General features: G+C 39.0%; 19 protein-coding genes. 9 read left to right on the top strand and 10 right to left on the bottom strand.

Features of this window, described 5'->3' with window-relative positions:
- Positions 1-133: 133 nt before the first annotated feature.
- From lpdA to DRW42_RS26400, 4 genes are all read right to left on the bottom strand, one after another.
- A complete protein-coding gene (gene lpdA, locus DRW42_RS26415; protein ID WP_113951862.1) occupies positions 134-1540 on the bottom strand; it encodes a dihydrolipoyl dehydrogenase in 1407 nt (468 codons plus the stop codon).
- A 53-nt stretch (positions 1541-1593) separates the two neighbouring features.
- On the bottom strand, positions 1594-2175 hold the full coding sequence (locus tag DRW42_RS26410; protein WP_113951861.1) for a TetR/AcrR family transcriptional regulator: 582 nt from the start codon (positions 2173-2175) through the stop codon (positions 1594-1596).
- A 116-nt stretch (positions 2176-2291) separates the two neighbouring features.
- A complete protein-coding gene (gene blaB3PEDO / locus DRW42_RS26405) occupies positions 2292-3152 on the bottom strand; it encodes a PEDO-1 family subclass B3 metallo-beta-lactamase (RefSeq protein ID WP_113951860.1) in 861 nt (286 codons plus the stop codon).
- A gap of 107 nt (positions 3153-3259) precedes the next feature.
- Positions 3260-4741: a PAS domain-containing sensor histidine kinase gene (locus DRW42_RS26400; protein ID WP_113951859.1), complete on the bottom strand. Its 1482-nt coding sequence runs from the start codon at positions 4739-4741 to the stop codon at positions 3260-3262.
- Between the two features lie 316 nt (positions 4742-5057).
- Here DRW42_RS26400 and DRW42_RS26395 point away from each other — a divergent pair, with 316 nt between their 5' ends.
- The 4 genes from DRW42_RS26395 (at position 5058) to DRW42_RS26380 (ending at position 8124) form a co-directional block, all read left to right on the top strand.
- Positions 5058-5618, top strand: a complete 561-nt coding sequence (locus DRW42_RS26395; RefSeq protein ID WP_158544412.1) for an RNA polymerase sigma factor — start codon at positions 5058-5060, stop codon at positions 5616-5618.
- The gene (locus tag DRW42_RS26390; RefSeq protein ID WP_113951857.1) at positions 5611-6393 is read left to right on the top strand and encodes a HEAT repeat domain-containing protein; all 783 of its coding nucleotides are present in this window, start codon (positions 5611-5613) and stop codon (positions 6391-6393) included. The genes DRW42_RS26395 and DRW42_RS26390 overlap by 8 nt, the downstream gene beginning before the upstream one ends.
- Positions 6394-6416: 23 nt before the next feature.
- Entirely contained in the window at positions 6417-7325 is a 909-nt protein-coding gene (locus DRW42_RS26385; RefSeq protein ID WP_147243817.1) for a DUF4097 family beta strand repeat-containing protein, read from the top strand.
- A gap of 73 nt (positions 7326-7398) precedes the next feature.
- Positions 7399-8124, top strand: coding sequence for a hypothetical protein (locus DRW42_RS26380; protein WP_147243816.1), 726 nt, complete (start codon positions 7399-7401; stop codon positions 8122-8124).
- A 442-nt stretch (positions 8125-8566) separates the two neighbouring features.
- Here the strand turns inward: DRW42_RS26380 and DRW42_RS26375 are convergent, their stop codons facing one another.
- Positions 8567-11209 (bottom strand): TonB-dependent receptor, encoded by a 2643-nt coding sequence (locus DRW42_RS26375; RefSeq protein WP_113951854.1) that lies wholly within the window; start codon positions 11207-11209, stop codon positions 8567-8569.
- Positions 11210-11722: 513 nt separating this feature from the next.
- Positions 11723-12523, bottom strand: coding sequence for a type I methionyl aminopeptidase (map, locus tag DRW42_RS26370; RefSeq protein ID WP_113951853.1), 801 nt, complete (start codon positions 12521-12523; stop codon positions 11723-11725).
- A gap of 157 nt (positions 12524-12680) precedes the next feature.
- Here map and tam point away from each other — a divergent pair, with 157 nt between their 5' ends.
- Both tam and DRW42_RS26360 read left to right on the top strand, forming a co-directional pair.
- Positions 12681-13466 (top strand): trans-aconitate 2-methyltransferase, encoded by a 786-nt coding sequence (gene tam, locus DRW42_RS26365; RefSeq protein ID WP_244215372.1) that lies wholly within the window; start codon positions 12681-12683, stop codon positions 13464-13466.
- Between the two features lie 208 nt (positions 13467-13674).
- Entirely contained in the window at positions 13675-14361 is a 687-nt protein-coding gene (locus DRW42_RS26360; protein WP_113951851.1) for a DUF2461 domain-containing protein, read from the top strand.
- A gap of 693 nt (positions 14362-15054) precedes the next feature.
- Here the strand turns inward: DRW42_RS26360 and DRW42_RS26355 are convergent.
- On the bottom strand, positions 15055-15801 hold the full coding sequence (locus DRW42_RS26355; RefSeq protein WP_113951850.1) for an SDR family oxidoreductase: 747 nt from the start codon (positions 15799-15801) through the stop codon (positions 15055-15057).
- An 81-nt stretch (positions 15802-15882) separates the two neighbouring features.
- On the opposite strand from DRW42_RS26355, the gene DRW42_RS26350 reads away from it, so the two are divergent.
- Positions 15883-16263 (top strand): winged helix-turn-helix transcriptional regulator, encoded by a 381-nt coding sequence (locus DRW42_RS26350; RefSeq protein ID WP_113951849.1) that lies wholly within the window; start codon positions 15883-15885, stop codon positions 16261-16263.
- Positions 16264-16433: 170 nt separating this feature from the next.
- Here the strand turns inward: DRW42_RS26350 and DRW42_RS26345 are convergent, their stop codons facing one another.
- Positions 16434-16820 carry a DoxX family protein gene (locus DRW42_RS26345; RefSeq protein ID WP_113951848.1) on the bottom strand — a complete coding sequence of 129 codons (387 nt, stop codon included), beginning with the start codon at positions 16818-16820 and terminating at the stop codon, positions 16434-16436.
- A gap of 546 nt (positions 16821-17366) precedes the next feature.
- Here DRW42_RS26345 and DRW42_RS26340 point away from each other — a divergent pair.
- A complete protein-coding gene (locus DRW42_RS26340; RefSeq protein ID WP_113951847.1) occupies positions 17367-17828 on the top strand; it encodes a PA2169 family four-helix-bundle protein in 462 nt (153 codons plus the stop codon).
- 58 nt (positions 17829-17886) lie between these two features.
- Here the strand turns inward: DRW42_RS26340 and DRW42_RS26335 are convergent, their stop codons facing one another.
- Entirely contained in the window at positions 17887-18618 is a 732-nt protein-coding gene (locus DRW42_RS26335; protein ID WP_113951846.1) for a hypothetical protein, read from the bottom strand.
- Between the two features lie 11 nt (positions 18619-18629).
- Positions 18630-19316, bottom strand: a complete 687-nt coding sequence (locus tag DRW42_RS26330) for a hypothetical protein (protein WP_244215371.1) — start codon at positions 19314-19316, stop codon at positions 18630-18632.
- 636 nt (positions 19317-19952) lie between these two features.
- Between DRW42_RS26330 and DRW42_RS26325 the strand changes: the two genes are divergently transcribed.
- Positions 19953-20327 (top strand): hypothetical protein, encoded by a 375-nt coding sequence (locus DRW42_RS26325; protein ID WP_113951844.1) that lies wholly within the window; start codon positions 19953-19955, stop codon positions 20325-20327.
- The last annotated feature ends 208 nt before the right edge of the window (positions 20328-20535 follow it).

Genomic DNA, 20535 nt, shown 5'->3' with positions numbered 1-20535 from the left:
TGCGTATGGTTATCCCGCAGATTTAAGATGATAAGCGCAGAACTTCTCCAGATTGGTTGGATGGTTATTCTGCGCTAATCTGTGTAATCTGCGGGAATATGCTGCATACCGTTTTTCCCCCAGGAATAATTGCTTAATAATTAATGGATGGCTGTCCGGTAGCTAAAAGATAAGCTTCTTTTAAAACCTCGGAAAAGGTAGGATGGGGATATACCATTTCATTCATCGCAGCGGCAGTAATTTCGTGCCTGATGCCGAGTGTGGCATGCGCAATCAGGTCGGCTGCCCTTGCCCCAATAATATGTACACCTAATATTTCCCCATAAGTGGGATCAACCAAAACTTTTGCAAAACCATCCAGATCCCTCGAAGCCCTGGCCCTGCCACTGGCCATAAAAGGGAATTTCCCGATATTATATGGCTTTCCTTCGCTTTTTAGCTGTTCCTCGGTTTTACCAACAGATGCTACTTCTGGCCAGGTATATACCACTCCCGGAATCAGATGATAATCTAAATGGGCCGTTTCGCCACAAATAAGTTCTGCCACATATTTTCCGTCTTCTTCCGCTTTGTGTGCCAGCATCGGACCGTTTATTACATCACCAACGGCATAAATGCTTGGTTGACTGGTTTGTAAACGCTCGTTCACTAAAATTCTTCCTCCCTGATCGGTTTTAATTCCAACTTTTTCGAGGTTTAAACCCAATGTATATGGCTTACGGCCAACGGCCATTAAGCAATATTCGGCCGTTTCTGTTTGAAGCTGTTGTTTATCATCAAGGTAAGAAGCGGAAACCGATTCGCCTTGATTTACAACCTGTTGTACACGATGGTTGAGTTTAAAGGTAATGTTCAGTTTGCCCAAGCTTTTTTGCAGTGTTTTTCCAAGCTCCCTATCCATGGTGGGCAGGATGGAATCGGCATATTCGATAATGGTAATCTGTGTACCCAGTCTCGCAAACATCGAAGCCAGTTCTATACCGATTACACCGCCGCCAATAATAACCATTGATTTTGGCAGTTGAGGCAAATCCATGGCTTCGGTAGAGCTGATGATCCGTTTTTTGTCGATATCGATACCTGGTAAACTTGATGGTTTTGAACCCGTAGCAATGATAAAATCAGTTGTTTTAAGGATGATATTTTCGCCTTTTGCATTGCTAACGCGTAATGTTTTTGCATCTTCAAAACTACCGGTACCCTGATATAGCGTGATTTTGTTTTTACGCATCAGGAAGTTTAAACCTGCGTTGTTTTGAGCAATTACTTCTTTTTTGCGGGCAATAAACTGGTTAAAGTTAAGTTTCAGATCACCAGTTTCTATACCATGCGCCGTAAATTCGGTTTTAGCCTGATGATAATGTTCCGAGCTATCTAACAATGCTTTGGCAGGAATACATCCTACATTGGTACAGGTACCGCCCAAGCCGGCATATTTCTCTACCAGGGCAACTTTTTTCCCCAACTGAGCGGCACGGATGGCTGATGCATAGCCGCCTGGTCCAGAGCCGATTACGATAATGTCATATTGATGATCCATATTTTTAATATAAATTTGTATTTGGACGACTGTCTACATGCAGTCAAATTTTTTTAAAGTAAACAGTCTAAAAAGTTTAAAAATAATTGCAATGCTTCATCACTGCGTTCAATTTTCCGTTGGATCAGGCTGCCTTCGTAAGCATTAAAAATCATCGGAGCAAGCACTTTGGGCGCGATGGGAGACTTTACAGATCCATCTTTCTGACCGTGTTCAATCAATTTCTCCAGTCCTTTTACCAGATGTTCTGTAGTCAGTTTTTGCAGTTGTGCTGCAATAATTTCACTTTGTGCCGCAACATCCTGACCAAGATTACCCATAATACAGCTCCACATCTCGTTTGGGGAACTTAAAGTGTTATACCGTTCAATCCTGGATGAAAAATAGGCAATAATCTTCTGTTTTGGATTGAGCGTTGCATCATTATTGATTATTGAAAAGGAGGGAAGGATTTCGGTTTTAAAGAAATGATTTAATACCTCAACAGAAAAATCTTCCTTGTTTTTAAAATAATAATGGAATGAACCTGTGGGCATCCCTACCACTTTGGTGATCTCCCTGATCCCTGTTTGATGATACGAACGGGTAGAAAAGAGGTCGAGGCCGGCACTAAGAATTTTTTCTTTCTGATCCATGGTGTAAAGTTATAGACGACTGTCCAAATCTGCAAATCATTTATCGTAATTTTACATAAATCTTATTTGAGTATTTTGGATTTTATGCGTTTTCCACTGTCATCAAGACAAGATTTTTATTCAGCGGCAATCTTTTTAAGGTAAGTAGCTTCGAGGTTTTTCAATGTCTCATCATAGCCCTTACGATCCATAAACGCTGCAGGGTTATAAGCATCGCCGGGTTTATGTTTTTCGTGAAGGTTAAACTGACTTGCGTGCGAAGATAACCAGATATCGAAAGATAGCTTTTTAAGTGAGCTGAAACTATAAGCATAATCTTTACTGATGGTTGGGTAAGCCGGTATATCAGAGAATTTTTTATCGGTAACAATACTCGGCATATTGGCAATAAGTACCTTATAACTGCGCTTTTCATCTTTCGTTTTCAGTAAAAAACTGCAGGATCCTTTGGTGTGGCCAGGGTGGTGAAGCATGGTAATACTGGTGCCGCCCAACTGGATCGGGTCTTTATCTTTTAACAGGCGGTCTGCTACAATTGGAGTATAACTGCTTTCTTTACCACCAAGAGCATAATCAGTACGGCCACCATCTTTCATTACCTGGGCATCTTTTTCATCCACCATCATTTTAGCGCCGGTAAGCTTTTTAATCTCTGCCATTGCACCTAAATGATCGTAATGTGCCTGTGTAGTCAGCAATATTTTGATATCCTTGAATTTAAAACCTAATGCCGCTACATTTTTTTCGATCTGAGTTGCGGATGAGGCCAAACCTGTGTTAATTAAAATATTTCCTTTTGGTGTAGTAATAAGGTAACAGGCCAGATCGTAAGTGCCCACATAATATACATTGCCCACAATGCGGAAAGGAGCATAACTCGCCGACCATTCTTTCGGGGTATCGGCAGGTTCACGTACGTTTTGTGAAAAAACAAAAAAGGGAAAAAGCAGGAGGAAAAAAATAATATTGACTTTCATAGGTGTAAGATAATTTCAGGGTTAAATGATGCACTAAAATTAGAAAAATTATGGCGTAGTAATCCACACATCCCGAGAATTACCTGAACATTCTACAATGTTGTTTTCTATTTAGATGTTGGTAATGTAAAAGAAAAAGTACTTCCCTTACCCGCAATGCTCTCTACCCAGATTTTACCTCCGTGTGCTTCAATAATTTCGCGGCAAACATACAGCCCGATGCCAAAACCTGCAATAAGATTATTGTTCTGGCCGCGGTAAAAACGGTTAAAAAGCCTCGAAATTTCTTCCTGTGGAATACCTGTACCCTCATCGGTAACACTTATTTTAAGTTCATCATGCTCAACTGTTGCTGAAATGGTAATCTGGCTGCCCAGATTAGAATATTTTACGGCATTGCCGATCAGGTTATTTACCACCTGGGCAAGTTTTCCGGTATCACCGGTAACAATTACAGATTTAATTTCGGGGAATACAAAGCGATGCTGAGAATAAAGCATGTGCGTTTCTTCCGCAATTTCTTCTAAAAAGTTATGAAGTTCAAAAGGAGCACTTTCGATAAACATTTTGCCCGATTCCAGTCTCGCAAGGTTTAAAAAACCATTAATCATATTCGTCATACGGCGGGTCTGCTTAACCGATTGTTCCAGTATTTTTTTGGTCAGCGGGTTTTGTTGCTCTGGATTGTTCTTTTCCATGAGCTGGAGATAAGCGGTTAATGAGGTAAGGGGTGTTTTAAGTTCGTGGCTTACCATACCGATAAAATCATTTTTACGCTGCTCATTTTGTTTAATATCTGTAATATCACGGGTGGTACCGGCCACAGCTTCAACCTCTCCGGCTTTATTAATTACAGGGGTAAAAATATAATCGTATACACGTTTACCGAGTACCGCATGAGGAAAAGAAACTTCACCACGTATCGACTCTTTGGTGGCACGAACATGGTCTATTTCGCGCTCATGCATTTCGGCATGCCAGGGTTCGTAACCATTTTCTAAAAGGCTTTTTCCTATGGCATTTTCCCAGCTTTTGCCCCACATGGTAAGCAATGCCTCATTTGCGTAAATGAAATTATAATCCAGACCAAAAACATACATTAAATCGGGTGTGTTGTTGGCGATTGTTTCGTAAACCCGTTTTTGCTGTTCGGTGAGTTCTTTTGTCCGTTTAAGGAGTTCTTCAGCCCGTTTTGTTTCCGTAATATCACTTGCCGCACCAAACCATTCGCGTACATTGCCATGTTCATCTAAAATAGGTACGGCCCGCGATAGTGTCCAGCCAATGGTTCCATCAGCCCTGAGTACACGGTGTTCCAATTGGAAAATCTTGGTTTCCCTTCGTGCTTCGTCAATAGCTGCCCTCACTTTATCCTGATCGAGAACATGAATATATTTCGGGATCCAGTCGGCCAGTGGTTCATTGGTATCCTCTAAGAAATTCCTGCCGTCCAGTTGTTTCATTTCGCGCCAGTCGGCACTCATAATATAAACAATATCAGATGTAGCGGTTACAAGGGCCCTAAAACGCTCTTCGTTGGCGGTAATTGCTTTTTTGCTCGCCTGGTTATCTTCATGTATACTACACATATAATGGGCACGATATTAAACTTAACACTAAATTAGTTTTAAAAGCTGGTTTTCAAAAAACTCAGGTCTGTACATTTTTTCTTTAAACCTGGGTTTACTTCCAAAACGATGCTTATTATCTTAATAGGCTTTAACAGCACAGCCATGCTAAATGTTTGTTAAATGATCTCTGATAGGTTTAACAGGTGTTTTTTCCGTTAGCTATTGATTAGATTTACATTATTTTTTATTTTTTTTAAAAAAGGATGCAACACTATTGTACATGCTGCGACTAGAGAATAGAAACGTATTAAAAAGATAAATTAAAAGCTCAACATTGCGCACTGCTGAACAGATCACAGATCAGGAATTAATTGTACTCTGCCTTGAGGGTAAAGATGCGGGCTATACCGGATTGTACAACCGCTATGCCCGGAAAGTTTATAACTCGATCAGCCGGATGATAAGCCATACCGGCGAAGCGGAAGACATTTTACAGGATACTTTCTGTACTGTTTTTAGTGATGTGAGCAAATTAAAAGGGGTGCTCAGTATCGAAGCCTGGGTAAGGCGGATGGCTATTAACCGGTCTATTTCGCACCTGAGGAAAAGAAAAATAACTTTTTCCGATCTCGGTGAAATGGATGTGGAAGATGAGGTAAACAACGACAGCGATGATATGGAAATTTTCGATTGCAGGGTAGAGGATGTGAAAAAAAGTATCGAAGAGCTTTCATCAGGTTATAAAACGATTTTAAACCTGTATGTATTTGAAAAGATGACGCATGAAGAGATTGCAGTGATGCTCGGAGTATCGGCAAGTACCGTACGCACACAGTACCACCGGGCGAAAAAACGTGTTTTATTATCACTTAAAGATAAATGTTATTATGAATGATCAGATAAAGGATTTTGTGGAACAGCACCGGGAAGAATTCGATCATCTCGAAGCACCGGCCTTTGATATGGGCCGCTTTAAAAGGATGCAGGTTCAGGCAGAACAGCCAGAAGTTAAAACGGTAAAACTGTTTACCTGGCGCAAATGGGTAGCTGCAGCATCAATTATACTGCTTGCAGGTGCAACATGGATGTTTTTTAATCAGCAGAGTGATGTAGAAACGAAAAACAACAGTATAGCTACAGTACAGCCTAAAAATACGAAGAAAAACAATGTTGTTTTAGCTCAACCGGATTTAGCCAAAACAACAACAAAAGATGTGGTTAAACCGGTAATAACGAAACCGGCAATAATTAAAGAGCAGGTTCAACCGGTTAAAAATGAAGGTAATATTTACCGCGAATTAAAAGACAGCAGTTCGGCAAGTGTAAGGTTACTGGCCATATTAAAAATCGAGAAAACAAAGCAGATGGACAATAAAACCCTCGATATGTTATCTAAAACCCTTAACAGCGATGGTAATACAAATGTGCGTTTGGCGGCTCTTGGGGTGCTGCAAAAATACAGTAGCAATAAATATGCATCATCATTGCTGGTGAATTCGCTTAATAAACAAGACGATCCGATGGTACAACTCGGTCTGGTTAGCTTTTTAGGCAAAATGAAGAATGTAGAAATTGGCGAAAAACTTTACGCACTGGCCAATAACCCCGAAACTTTTGCTGCTGTACGCGATGAGGCCTATAGTGTATTATTAAATCAAGACAAATTATAAATCCATAAACAACAACAAGAATTATGAAAAAGCAATTTATCGTTCTTTTTTCCATGCTGGCCATTACTTTATCGGCATCGGCACAGAAAGAATACAAATTAAGCAAGAGTTCAGGGCAACTTAACCTGAATATCTCGGGCGCAGTAGTAGAGGGGTATAGTGGTAACGAGATTATATTTTCGGTGCCGGCATCAGAAAAAGAAGAAGTTGATGAACGTGCAAAAGGCCTGCGTGCAATAAGTGGATCAGGTTTTACCGATAATACCGGCTTGGGCATAGATGTTTCTACAAAAGGCGAAGAAATTAATGTAAATGCAGTAAACAGAGAGATTAAAGGCATCATCACCATTAAAGTACCTCAAAATATTAAAATATCTTTTGTGAATAAAAGCAATGTTTACCAGAATGAAATTATTTTAAAAAACCTTAAAAATGAAATAGAGGTTTCTACCAGTTACAATAAAATCAAATTGGAGAACAATAGCGGCCCAATGAACATTAAAACCCTATATGGTTCGGTTGATGCTATTTTTAATGAAGCCATTAAAGGCCCGGTTTCTATTGTTTCGGTATATGGTTATGTAGATGTTTCGCTGCCTGCAAACGCAAAAGCAAACGTAGAAATGGCTACAAACTATGGCAAACTTTACGCGGCAGAAGGTTTAAAAATAGCGATCGATAAATCGGAAAAAGCAGAACGTAGCGGGTTTACCACTATCAGTGGCAGCAATAACGGTCAGGGGGTAACTACTGTACGTTCAGGATCAGGTCAGTCATTATCAAGTTTAACTTCTGTAAATGGCGAAGCATCTGTTTTTGAGTATGGTAGCAGCAGCCGTAATTCTGAAAACATCAAAGGTAAGATTAATGGTGGCGGTGCCGATCTGATCTTAAAATCGAATTATAAAAATGTATACTTAAGAGAGAAATAACCTGCTCTCTTAAGTTTTCTTCCTTCATCTGCCCAAGGCCATTTCGCTGCTGCAGGCAACAAATATTTTAATTATGAAAACAATATTATATTGGCTTATCATGGCCATGGTGCCGGGTATTGCCCTTTCGCAAACAAAAATCAATAAGGCTTACCCGGTAAAAAAGGGCGATGCAGTGGTCTTGAACTTCGATTATCCGAAAGTTATCCATATTTCAAGCTGGGATAAAAACGAAATCGGAATAGAAGCTATCGTAAAAATAAATGGCGGAGAAAACGATTCGGCCTTTACCCTTCACGAAAGCACTGCGGATGGCACCATTACCATCCAGAATAAGCTTGATATGGATAAAATTCCTGAAGCTTACTATGTGAAAGAAAACGGCATTAAAACACGCTTAAACTCAAAAGCTGATCTTGATGCTTATATCAAAGAGAAAAGCGGTACCAAAATATCAAGCTATCAAACCAAGGATATCGAAATTACCATCAACATTAAACTTCCGGCAAATATCAATACCGAAGTAAGATCTGTTTATGGCATTGTGGAGATTAAAGATTTTAAAGGGCCTATAAAAGTTGATGCGAGATATGGCGGCATTGATGCGAGTATCGGCCAAAGTGCCATTGGCAAAATTAAACTCACCAATCGCTATGGAAAAATTTATACCGATATGGTGCTTAAACCAACGGAATTGAAAGAAGAAAATTTCTTTACCTCTTTAACAGCTGCCCCTGGTGTTGGACCAAGCTACGATTTAAGTTCATCATACGGAAATATTTACCTGCGGAACCAGTAGGAGGATGTAAGAAGGAAGATGTAGGATGGAGAATGTAAGATGGAAAATGGGGAAAAATAACCAATGATCAATTTTTCAATGACCAATAGCTACCGCCTAAGAAATCCTGCTGAAACCTTAATATTCTTAATTTCTTAATGGTGAAAGGGATGGAAAATGTAAGAGGGGAGATGGAAATTAATAACCAATAATCAGTTTTCAATGACCAATAGTTCTTGCTTTAGTACTTAGTTGCTGTCATCTCGAGTGAAGTTTCACCCATATCGTCATTTCGAGCGGAGTGCAACGCAGTCGAGGAATCTATCTCGAGATAGATCTCTCCGCTCCACTGCATTCCGGTCGAGATGACGATGCTTTTTTTACGCTGTCTATGCTCTCCGCTTAGCGCTTAACGCTCTCCACTTAACGCTCTTCGCTTAACGCCCCACGCTCTCCGCCCAAACTATCCCCCAAATTTCCGCACCCTGTAAATCAGCGACAACATAAAATACCTTCCCAATCGGTTTACCTGTCTGTCTACGATCACGTTGTCGAATACATCTCTCGAAATGCCCGAATTCTGGTCAAAGAGGTCGAAACCTTCCACTCTTAGGGCCGCCATATCGTTTTTCATAAATTTGTATTCCATTGATAGGCGTAGGAGTGTTGGGTTGCGCACAGCGCCGTTATCAAATCCTGAGTTAACCTGTTTGGTAAAGTCGTAACCGAAAGTAAGGTCTTTAAAAAAGTAATTACGGCCTTCTATACCACATTCGAAACGGTTCGATTGGCGGTCGGCAAAACTATCGCTCGAGTAATTGGTCAGGTTTTGCGAATAGGAAGTTTCCAGTTGAAGGTTTACAATATCTTTTAAATCAACCCTGAATTCCAGTTCCTGGCGCCACGATATGTTCTTTGCTTCGATCCGGCTGTCATCGGTGAAAGTAATGTTGTTGTTCAGCTGCCCCGATCCGGAGTAACCAATGGTAAACTTGCGTTCAGAAGATAATGGTTTACTGATATTGTAATCACCCTGCAACGTATAATAACCATCAGCATTAATATAACTTGTACGCTGGTTAACCGTACCAGGTACGCGCTCTTTGGTACTTACAATCCTGTCGTCCGTACGTTCGTATTTAAAGTTCGCCTGAATCACTTTTCCTGCATTCCAATCAGCCTGTTTATAGTGTGCATTAACGCTTTGGATAAATTCGGGTTTCAGGTTCGGATTCCCGGTAACCACATTCTGCAGGTTCGAATTATCTGATATGGGTTGCAATTGTAAAAAGCTAGGCTGGTTGTTCCGTCCCCAATAATTGATGTCGAAAGATTCCTGGTTCGAAAACTTATAAGAAAAACGGCCCGAAGGAATAAGATTGAATGTGCGGTTAACCGTCTGGATATTATTGCTCAGGTTTTCGCCGCGTAATATGGCCGGCTGTACATTAAGCCCAAGCGTATAGTTCAGTTTTTCGCCGATATACCGGTAATTTAAACCAACTTTATTGGTAATAAACTGATAATCGTAAATATTGCTGAGGTTTGGATTGAATACCTGATTTCCGTTTACCACATCATAGGCATCACGCGAATTATTCGTTGCAGAGCGGTTCCAGTTATAATTAACTTCCAGAAAAGTCTTTTTCCAGATTGGCTCCATATACGAAATACCTGCATTTAGCCCCAGATTACGGTTATCTTGGTTATTGAGCTGGTTCTGTAAAACCGAATCTTTCAGGTTGCTATGCGTATTGACATATTTATTGTAAACATCCCTGTAATTCTCGCCGCTGGTATAACTGATGTTTCCCCACGAAGTGAGGTTGCGTCCCTTCTTCTCAAATTTATGGTTAAAAAAGAAATTGGTGCGTGCATTAATATTGTTTGAGGTATTAAAATTGGTACTTTGCCTGTTGGTAGATAGCGTATCCTGGGTAATCTCCGAACCTCCGGCACTGTTTCCGCTGTTGTTACTGTACGAGAAATTCGGCGAAATCTTCAGGTAGTTCATCGTATCGATTTTATACTCCAGGTTACCGCCAAACCAATGGTTGTTGTTATTGCTCCGGCTGTTGTTACCTGCATTTTCAAGCCTGTTTATCGGATTTTGATCAGCATCCTGTAAAACACTCTGGGTATAAGTAGAACTGATCGTGTTGTTCTTGTTATTATTGAAATTGTATGCCGCATCAGCCGAAAGTTTGGTGCTGAATTCATTTTTATAATTGAGTCCTAAAGCATTTCTCGTATTAATGCCATCACCATTGCCGCCACGCATATTGGCGTTTGCCGAGGTTCCATCAAATGAAATCTGCTGCTCACCCTTCATGCTGTTTCCCCTGATACTGGTATTGTAACGGTCTGAATTGCCTACGCCGGCCGATGCACGTGCGAAATAACCTTTTTTCTTATCTTCCTCTATGGTAAGGTTTAATACCTTTTCTGGTTCGCCTGTTTTAATGCCCGTAAGTTTGGCCTGGTCGCCGTAATCATCAATAAATTGCAGGTTTTTTATAATATCTGCAGGCAGGTTTTTAATGGCGGTGGCTACATCTGTTCCAAAAAAATCTTTTCCGTTAACGCGGATTTTGGTTACCGGTGCCCCCTGACTGGTTACATTGCCATCTTTATCTACCTTAATTCCGGGAAGCCTTTTAAGCACTTCATCCACAGCATCGCCCTCCCTAACCGGAAAAGCTTTGGCATTAAAACTTACCGTATCTTCGGTCACTTTTACTGGCGGAACACCCGAAATCACTACGCCTTCCAATGTATTGGACGATGGTTTGAGCTTAATATCGGTAATGTTCAGTATAGTACCTTTATCAATAATATATTGCTTGCTAAAAGTATCATAACCGATAAAAGCAGCTGATAAGGTGAATTGTTTTTGCTTTATTTTGCTTAAAATAAATGTGCCGTCGGGGTTAGCCGATGTACCAATACTGTCGGTACCCGATTTAATGCGTACTACGGCACCTGGTAAAGGCAGTCCTGCAGTATCCAAAACAATACCTTTTACAGTATAATTTTGTGCGTAACTGTTTGTTAAAATACCCGCAAAAAGCAGGAATATCGAAATTGATTTAGTGAATACCCTCATGAATTATCTGTGTGTGCTTCAAAAATACGGAGCTGTAAGCTAACCACATGGAGCGTAATCAACATGTTACGGATGAGGGGGATAGAGTAGAGGTAATGTAGTGGAGAAGATGCAAGATGGAGAGAAGTAAAATGGATGAGGGGTGTAAAAATAATCAATGCCCAATCTTCAATAATCAATAGCGACCGTTTTAAAAATACAGCTAAAACCTTAATGTTCTTAATTTCTTAATAGTTGAGAAGATGGAAGATGTAAAATGGATGATAGGGGAAATAATCAATACCCAATTTTCAATGATCAATAGCGGCCACTCTATTCCCTCGAGTTATCGTCATTTCGAGTGGAGTGCAACGTAACCGAGAAATCTGTCTCGAGATAGATCTCTCCATTCCACTGCGTTTCAGTCGAGATGACGCTCGCTTATTAAGTTGTTAGCCTGATTGTAATAGTAATCCCTGGTGTACTCTTCTGTAAAAACAAAAAAGCCGCAACTTTCATCACGGCTCATTTCTCTTAATAATAAGAAGTATTCAGATTGATATTCTGCTTCTCTGCAGCCTCAATCGGGGCATAATTGGAAAGAATCAGTGCTTCTCCTTTTTTAACACATACATCATGCTCAAAATGTACCGATGGACTTCCATCTACCGTTCTGATTGTCCAGCCATCATCATCTAAAAACACTTCTTTTTTGCCCATGTTAATCATCGGTTCGATAGCCATTACCAGGTTTTCTTTTAGCAACATGCCCGTACCTTTTCTGCCATAATTGGGTACCTGCGGATCTTCGTGCATATCGCGGCCCAAACCATGACCTACCAGATCCCTCACCACGCCATAACCTTCTTTTTCATTATAGTTTTGTATGGCATAACCAATATCGCCAAGACGCTTGCCTACAACTGCCTCTTTAATGCCCACGAAAAGTGAATCTTTAGTGGTTTTTACCAGTTTTAATATTTCAGGCGATACCTCACCAATAATAAAAGTATAGGCATGGTCGCCATGGAATCCATTTTTAATGGTACCTACATCAACCGAAATAATATCGCCATCAACCAGCTCATAATCACTAGGGAAGCCATGAACCACCACATCATTTACCGAAGTAATGATATGAAAAGGGAAATCATTATAATTGTAAAAAGAAGGAACAGCACCATGATCAAGGATATACTCATTGGCCAGTTTATCAATTTGTAATGTGGTAATACCTGGTTTAATCATTTTGGCCACTTCTGCCAGTGTATCGCTTACCAGTAGCGCACTGATCTGCATCAGTTCTACTTCTTCATTCGTTTTGTATAAAATCATTGCCGCAAATTTAAGAAAATTTCTCCATGGTGTTTAATGTTGAAAGTGTAGTATTAGTTTAATACGATTAACCCCCTGAGCGTAGTCGAAGGGTAAACCATTAACCCAAATAATGGAACATCTTTTGTACTTTACAAATAACCTTAATGAGAGAAACATGGATACAAATAAAACCGATACCTGGTCTGCCAGCCAGTACACCAAATTCGAAAACGAACGCAACCGCCCGATAACTGATCTTCTTAACCGCGTACCTGTTAACGCTGTAAGCAAAGCAATAGATATCGGCTGCGGACCGGGAAACTCTACAGAATTATTAAAAGCAAGATTCCCGGATGCAAATGTTTCCGGGATAGATAGTTCAGCAGATATGATAGATGCGGCAAAAAAAAGACTGCCGGGTATTCAGTTTGATGTGGTAGATATTACCCAATGGCACGATCAGAAATCCTACGATCTAATATTTGCAAATGCTGCGCTTCAATGGGTGCCTGATCATATTAATCTGTTTCCGAAATTGATTCAAAAACTAAACAAAGGTGGTATCCTTGCGGTACAGATGCCTGATAATTTTGAAGAACCCACTCACCGTTTAATGCGAACAGTTGCCAGCGAAGATCAATGGAAAAATAAATTGCTTGACGCCACAAAACGGGTAGCAAGAGAAGGTGCCGATTGGTATTACGCTCATTTGCGCGATAAAGTGACTACGATTGAAATTTGGCGTACAACTTATTTTCATCCCCTTCAGGGTGGTGCCAAAGCAATTGTAGAATGGCTGAAGGGAACCGGTTTGCGGCCATACCTTGATGCTTTAAACGAAGATGAACAATCATTATTTTTACATAAATACGAAGAAGAACTCTCAAAAGCATACCACATATTCGACGACGAAACCGTGCTGCTACCGTTCCCCAGGTTGTTTATTGTTGCCGTGAGGTAGACGCTAAAAGTTAGAATGTTAAATGTTGGAAGGTTGAAATGTTAAGTAAAATAAACGACAAAACTTAATGTTCTTCATTCCTTAATGGTAAAAGAGATGGAAAATGGAAGAGGTAAGGTGGATGATGGAAATCAATAATTATTACGCTGCAATGGAAAATATCCATTATCCTGCTACTATATTTGAAAAAGAAATATCAAACAATTAAATGCCAGCTACACCTATAAAAATACAGCATTCCAATATTGATTTTTTAGAAAAATTAAAAAAGAATAATAACCGCGAGTGGTTTAACGAACGTAAAACAGAATTTCTGTCCGAGCAGGCCAATATTGAAAATTTCGCCTCGGCATTGCTAACAGAATTAAACCTTCACGATGTAATCGAAACGCCGTCTGGCAAAAAAAGCCTGTACCGTATCTATCGCGACACCCGTTTTTCGAATGATAAAACACCATATAAAACACATTGGAGCGGAAGTTTTAAACGCGCTGGTAAAAGCAGGCGGGGTGGCTATTATTTTCATATTGAAAAAGGAAACACTTTTGTTGGTGGTGGTTTCTGGGAACCTTCTCCTGCCGATCTTAAACTCATCAGGGATGATATTGCCTTTGATGCAAAACCGCTGCGTGATATTTTAAACAGCAAAGATTTTATAGCTTCTTTTGATCAGTTAAAGGGCGAACAACTTAAAACTACGCCAAAAGGTTTCGAAGCCGAACATCCTGATATTGATCTTTTACGCTTTAAACAATTTCTGTTGGTTAAAAAGTTTGATGATGAAGCGGTGTTAAGCGATAATTTTGTGCAGCAAATGGGGCAGGCCTTTAGAAACATGCGGCCTTTTTTTGATTATATGAGCAGTGTGTTGAGTAGTGATGCTAATGGAGAATAACTTATTATATTGGTTAATCGGTTAACTGTTGAAATTGGTTAACTGCGATTAGCTTACAAAAGTAAATTAGTTCTTCTTAATGTCCTTAATTCCTTAATGGTGAAAATCTATTTGTTGAAATTGTTAAATTGCTACATTGCTAGACTGACTGCTGGATTTTGAACATTGTGATTTGATCATTGATGTAAATGGTTAATCGGTTAACTGTTGAAATTGGTTAACTGCGATTAGCTTCAAAAGCAAATTAGGTCTTCTTAATGCCGTTAATTCCTTAACGGTGGAAAGCTTACTTGTTGAAATTGCTGGATTGCTGGATTGTTACATTGCTATACATCTCTGGATTTTGAACATTGTAATTTGATCATTGGTGTAAATGGTTAATCGGTTAATTGTTGAAATTGGTTAACTGATAATAAATTCTAAAGCAAACTAGTTCTTCTTAATGCTCTTAATTCCTTAATGGTGAAAACTAGTTGTTGAAATTGTTAAATTTCTACATTGCTAGACCGACTGCCGGATTTTGAACATTGTGATTTGATTATTGATAATTGAACTGAATGCTTAACTGCTCAAAACTAAAAATTGCTCCACCAACTTTACGCCCGCGAAGCAACTTTATGTGGTCTTTGTTCTTAATGTCCTTAATTCCTTAATGATGAGCTAGACTATGGACTTAGGACTTCAGACTAGGTACTATCCCTTAAGGCTCATCCCCCCATCCATTACAATTTCTGCACCTGTAATAAATGTAGCAGCATCTCCACAGAAGAAAGCAACCATTTTTGCCACATCTTCCGATTTTCCAATTTTTTTAAGCGGAATACGGCTAATCATCCACTCATTAAGTCCTGCTAACTGTTCTTCGTTAAGCCCTTTTTTATTCATAATCTCAGTTGCTGTTGGGCCCGGACTTACACTATTTACACGGATCAGGCGGGGTGCCAATTCTAATGCAGCAATACGCATAACCGAATTTAATGCCGCTTTACCCGAAGAATAGATCGAACTGCTCGGAAAATCCATGCTTGCAGTATTTGATGATAGGAACACAACAGATCCGCCATCATTTAATAAAGGGATAAATTTGCTTAGGGTAAAATATGCACCTTTAAAATTAATGCCGATAATCGTATCAAAGATTTTTTCAGTTGCATCTGCAATACTGGTCTGTTCTACTACGCCTGCGTTGATAAACAGGATGTCGATTTTACCAAATGTTTTTTCTACCTCTTTTGCCAATCCTTCAATTGCAGTAATCTGGCTCTGATCTGCCACAAAACCGATAACGCCTAATTCTTTTGCAGCCTTTTCTACCGCATCTTTCCTTCTTCCTGTAATAATTACTTCTGCACCTTGTGCTTTTAATTCTTTTGCGGTGGCGTAGCCAATGCCGCTATTTCCGCCGGTTACCAGCGCTTTTTTTCCGTTTAAATTATTCATGATAAAAAATATATTTTATGTATGCAAAAATATCACTATATTGGTATACTTTTGTAAGTAGTATAACAGAGTATACCAGTTATGGAACCAGAAAAAAGAAACCAGATGGCCGCCGAAGTGCTATCAAACCCGCGTAACCAGCACGAAGAAATTCAGGCTTTACAGGATACCCTTTATGTGCTTGGGGGAAAATGGAAACTTCCCATTATTAATTCCATTTGTAATGGCAATAAAAGATTCAGGGATATTGAAAGAAGCATCCCCGGTATTACCACAAGGATGCTCTCGAAAGAGTTGAAAGAAATGACCGCCAATCAATTAATTAAAAGGACGGTGATTGATGATACACCAGTTGCTATCGAATATACTTCAACTGAATATTGCAGATCTTTCGGCGATATCATTCTTGAAATGATCAAATGGGGTAAACAGCACCGGCAAAAGTTGAAGACAGGTGATTAGTTCACTGGTCATGGGTTCATTGGCCATTGGTTAATTGGTCATTAGTAAAATAAAACCAATGAGGATTGTCAAACGCCATGTGCTCAACGCTTATAGCTATTTTACTAGTAAGCCTTAATGTCCTTAATTTCTTAATGGTCAATGCGTAACACCAAATGCTGAACATTCAACTAACTAATGCTGTAGCTAACCGGGTATAACCTGCGGAACATGCTATATGTAACTGCTACAATGCAAAATGCCACAACAGCATCCAATGCATCTAATGGCCCTAAAACTGCAATTTTGGAACAAAAGGCGAAGATAATATCAAAGAAAATTCCTGCAAATACCCATTCTTTCAATCTCAATAATCTGTTAGGGGTAAGCAATACAATAATACCTGCCAGTTTTGCAACACCTAATACATAGATAAAGTAAGCGGGATAACCTAATTTTAGGGTAATATCCCATACAACCGGGCTTTTTATTAATTCGCAAATGCCGCTCGTTCCAAACCATAAAGAAGTTAATGCTACGCCGGCCCAATAAATTGTTTTTGTTGTTTTCTGTGTCATAATGTTTATGTTTATAACACAAAAGTGCGTTAGAAATAGCAGCATAGCCAGTTGAAAAAGGCTGAAGTAGGCAAATTAAAAGTTGAGCCAGGCTTTAGGATGGTTCACTGGTCATTAGTTAATTGGTCATTGGTTCATTGGTCATTAGTTAATTGGTCATTGATTCATTGGTCATTAGTTAATTGGTTCATTGGTCATTAGTCAATTGGTCATTAGTTAATTAGTCATTGGTCATTAGTTTATTCGTCATTCCGCTCCCCGCTCATCGCTCTCCGCTCGCATCATTTTTCCTTATTAAAATTAAAATCATTTTTTTTAAAACAATTTAAAACCTCCTGCGTTTATTATGTAGTTTGTTTGGTTAGTTTTATCGGTGGATGCTTATAAAACTTCATATATAGCCTCATAGTAATATGGGGCTTTCTCTCTTTCTACCATTTTTACGTAAACAGTTTTTCTATTAAAGCACATTTTTGCACAGGTTGTAAGATAATCTAAACTATTTGCACAAACTACTGTTCCTATTAAAATTATCTACTATATATTATGGAAAATCAAGAAAAAACAGTTGAGGTATTAAACGACCTGATTCAGATTAACAACGATAGAGCTGATGGCTTTGATAAGGCCAGTGCAGATTTAAAAGACGAAAACATAGACTTAAAGGCAACTTTCGGTAAATTTTCTTCAGATAGCAGGGCAAACGTAACCGAACTTGCCGGACTGGTAGGAAGAAATGGCGAAAACCCTGATACCGGAAATACCATTTTAGGAAGTTTACACCGCGCATGGATTGATATTAAAGCCAATTTTGGTGGTGATGACAGACATAGCATTCTTGCCGAATGTGAACGCGGTGAAGACGCCATTAAAAAAGCATACAGAGATGCACTTCAGGAAAATGAGCTTGGCGAAGAAATCAGAACCGTGCTTTTAAAACAGCAGGAGGGGATCAATACCAGCCATGATGCCATTAAAGCATTAAGAGATGCACAAGCTGCATTATAATAATGAGTAAACTAAAGAAGCCGTCCCTATTTATATCAGGACGGCTTTTTTTATAATCCTAAAAATTACAGGCTGCGGGCATATCAAGTGTTAAATTATAACTTGTTTGATCTATCTTCTGACTTACCTTATAGGTTTCAGCGCCATAAACAATCTGAAAGTCATAAGTTCCGCCCTGTTCCAGTAAATTCGTACTGATATTACCTTTATCCATATAACCCAAATATTGAAAAGCAGCATTACTGTCAGACTTTTTGAAATATACATATACACTCGGTCTGATTTCAAGGTCTGTTCTGTTTGGGCATCTTCCCGTAAAAGTTAAAGATACATTATTAAATACAGGCGGTGGTGGCGTAACCACAGGAGGGGCAGTAGAGCCGGTTTTTGTTAACTGAATATTAATTACCTGCTGTTTGGTTTCTGCCCTGAAAGTTACCTGCCGTGTTTCCCTGTTATATCCGGGGGCATTAATTTCAGCAGTTACGGTAATGGGTTGATTGGTTGTTGGCGCTACAGTTGGCCGAAGCCCTATGGTTACAATGCCCGAACTTAATTTGATATCCTTTTTGCCCGATAACTCAAAAATATCATTTGCCGCAGTACCTGTAATGGCAATGGTTGTGGCAGCCGGCGCAGGACTTCCATTTTGTCCATCGGTAACATTTATCAATGCAGTATATTTAATTACATCCGTATCAATTACGATTTTAATATTTTCAGTCGGTTTTTTACAGGCAGCAAGGGTTAACATAACCAATAGCCACCGCGTTTTTCTTAGGGTATCCATCATCATTAGCTTTATAATTTGTAACTAAAATTAATTTGAACAATAGGCAACCATCTGTAATCTTTAATATTGGATTGGAACTGTGGCGTTTGTGAAGAATTTCCTTCGAGCAAGCCCGTTCCTGTGATATCCGCCTTTGGTTTATTTAAATAATAAGTACCCAAATCGAAGCTTACATTAAATTTATTGCGTGGAAAGGTGTTTGCAAAAGCCACACCTAAATAAGGGGCAAGGCCTTTCCAGTTTACATTTAAATCTACATAACCGATCTGGTCTTCCGTTAATACCAGATCGCCATATTTGTAATCATCAGAGGGAATTACCCTGATATCTCCTTTTGCTTTAAAGAAATACGCAAAACCACCAACCAGCCTAAACCAGGATGCGGTTTTAACTGGCACATAATCGGCCAGGGCATGTACATTATAAAAATCGGCAGATAAATTTGAAGTTGAATTAAAACCTGAAATTTTAAAAACATTATGGGCTTTAAAAGGAATAAAATTCAAGCCGCCTCTTAGTGCTAGATTGGGTAGAACACCGTAAGCAAATTCTGCACCCACACCTTGGGTACCCACGTTAAGCAGGATGGATTTTTGACCGAGCAAAGATGGAGGCTGATTGTTATTTTGGGCGTTAACCTGATAACAGCGCAATAAAATGGCTAATAATAGTACAATAGATCGGCGAAAATACATAACAAGCGGTTTAAGGGTGCATAAAAAAATGGTTCTGACTACTTTTATTGCGCTTAATGTAGATGTATTAGGTAACGAAATTAAAATGGTAAAGTTTTATTTTATTTAAGATGAACAGGATGAACGGGTTAAGTCGTGGTTTTGATGACATTTTTACTCCTAAAACTCTAATTAAGGATGGGCTATATAGCTGTTAAATCCTGTCAGAAGGCTCCAAACCATTCATAACAAAATTGTTGCTGATGATCTGCAGCAACAATCAAAAACATTAATGAACATAAAATGCATCATTTTAAATGATCTGAGTCGGTAATTGATGATAAAAGATTTTTAAACATGTGGGGTTCAAGCTTCAGGTTAGGATTTAACTCTTTTTTATTGCGATGGCAGTCAATAAATATTTGAGTTGCAACAATGGAATGATTATTTTTGTTCCGTCAGGCAAAACCTGATTATAGTCGGTCTTCTTATCCTTAAATTAAATGCGAACAGAAATTATTATTCGTATTAAAAACAGCTATATCCAACTTTTTTATTTGCCTTTTCCGGCATGGAAAGCTTTTTTGTCGGGAGTTTTAAGTTTTTCGCAGTTACCTAAACATCGTCTTTATTTTCTTTGTCCCCCCATAACGGCACATGAACAGTTTTAGTATCGAAATCAGTAATAAAGAAACAGCGCTAACTTCTATTGTTGATGTAACCCTATCAGGTGGAGCTTATTCCATCAATATTGACAATCTTTTTTGTGGCACTATGGTCAGGGATAATACTTCTGCGTTTGGTTTCTCAACAACAGATAAAATGCTTTTGCCATACCTCGAACCCATTGCCAAACAATTAAAAAGTAAGAGAAAACAAATTTCTATAAGCGAGATCTTTGCCGCAGTATTTGGTATTTTGCAGTTAGTTACATTTTTATCGGGAACCATTATCAGCTTTAAGCTTAAAAGTATGATGCAGAAAACAAGAGTATTCCTGTTGCTCAATCTTTTACCAGTGTTATTAGAGTGAACAGGAGTTGATCAGTTATTAGTTTTTAAAGCGTTCGGTTAAGTATAGAAAAATCAGGTTGTTTTTACCAAAATAAGTTAAAATATAACATGATGTTATAAATTTAAACCTCATTTTCAGTCTAAATACAGTCTAAATACAGTTTTATACAGCTTTATAAGGGTTTTATGTTCAAATTATAAATACAGATACTACCGTACTTTTACCT

Source organism: Pedobacter miscanthi, from assembly GCF_003315595.1.
In the GTDB taxonomy this organism is placed as follows: Bacteria; Bacteroidota; Bacteroidia; order Sphingobacteriales; family Sphingobacteriaceae; genus Pedobacter; species Pedobacter miscanthi.
The sequence above is the reverse complement of the archived record's forward strand: the minus strand, read 5'-3'. Positions and strand labels throughout refer to the sequence as shown.

Coding starts and splice junctions, on each gene's coding strand:
- lpdA (WP_113951862.1), bottom strand. CDS start 1,540: ATGGATCATCAATATGACATTATCGTAATCGGCTCTGGACCAGGCGGC.
- DRW42_RS26410 (WP_113951861.1), bottom strand. CDS start 2,175: ATGGATCAGAAAGAAAAAATTCTTAGTGCCGGCCTCGACCTCTTTTCT.
- blaB3PEDO (WP_113951860.1), bottom strand. CDS start 3,152: ATGAAAGTCAATATTATTTTTTTCCTCCTGCTTTTTCCCTTTTTTGTT.
- DRW42_RS26400 (WP_113951859.1), bottom strand. CDS start 4,741: ATGTGTAGTATACATGAAGATAACCAGGCGAGCAAAAAAGCAATTACC.
- DRW42_RS26390 (WP_113951857.1), top strand. CDS start 5,611: ATGAATGATCAGATAAAGGATTTTGTGGAACAGCACCGGGAAGAATTC.
- DRW42_RS26385 (WP_147243817.1), top strand. CDS start 6,417: ATGAAAAAGCAATTTATCGTTCTTTTTTCCATGCTGGCCATTACTTTA.
- DRW42_RS26380 (WP_147243816.1), top strand. CDS start 7,399: ATGAAAACAATATTATATTGGCTTATCATGGCCATGGTGCCGGGTATT.
- DRW42_RS26375 (WP_113951854.1), bottom strand. CDS start 11,209: ATGAGGGTATTCACTAAATCAATTTCGATATTCCTGCTTTTTGCGGGT.
- map (WP_113951853.1), bottom strand. CDS start 12,523: ATGATTTTATACAAAACGAATGAAGAAGTAGAACTGATGCAGATCAGT.
- tam (WP_244215372.1), top strand. CDS start 12,681: ATGGATACAAATAAAACCGATACCTGGTCTGCCAGCCAGTACACCAAA.
- DRW42_RS26360 (WP_113951851.1), top strand. CDS start 13,675: ATGCCAGCTACACCTATAAAAATACAGCATTCCAATATTGATTTTTTA.
- DRW42_RS26355 (WP_113951850.1), bottom strand. CDS start 15,801: ATGAATAATTTAAACGGAAAAAAAGCGCTGGTAACCGGCGGAAATAGC.
- DRW42_RS26350 (WP_113951849.1), top strand. CDS start 15,883: ATGGAACCAGAAAAAAGAAACCAGATGGCCGCCGAAGTGCTATCAAAC.
- DRW42_RS26345 (WP_113951848.1), bottom strand. CDS start 16,820: ATGACACAGAAAACAACAAAAACAATTTATTGGGCCGGCGTAGCATTA.
- DRW42_RS26340 (WP_113951847.1), top strand. CDS start 17,367: ATGGAAAATCAAGAAAAAACAGTTGAGGTATTAAACGACCTGATTCAG.
- DRW42_RS26335 (WP_113951846.1), bottom strand. CDS start 18,618: ATGGATACCCTAAGAAAAACGCGGTGGCTATTGGTTATGTTAACCCTT.
- DRW42_RS26330 (WP_244215371.1), bottom strand. CDS start 19,316: ATGTATTTTCGCCGATCTATTGTACTATTATTAGCCATTTTATTGCGC.
- DRW42_RS26325 (WP_113951844.1), top strand. CDS start 19,953: ATGAACAGTTTTAGTATCGAAATCAGTAATAAAGAAACAGCGCTAACT.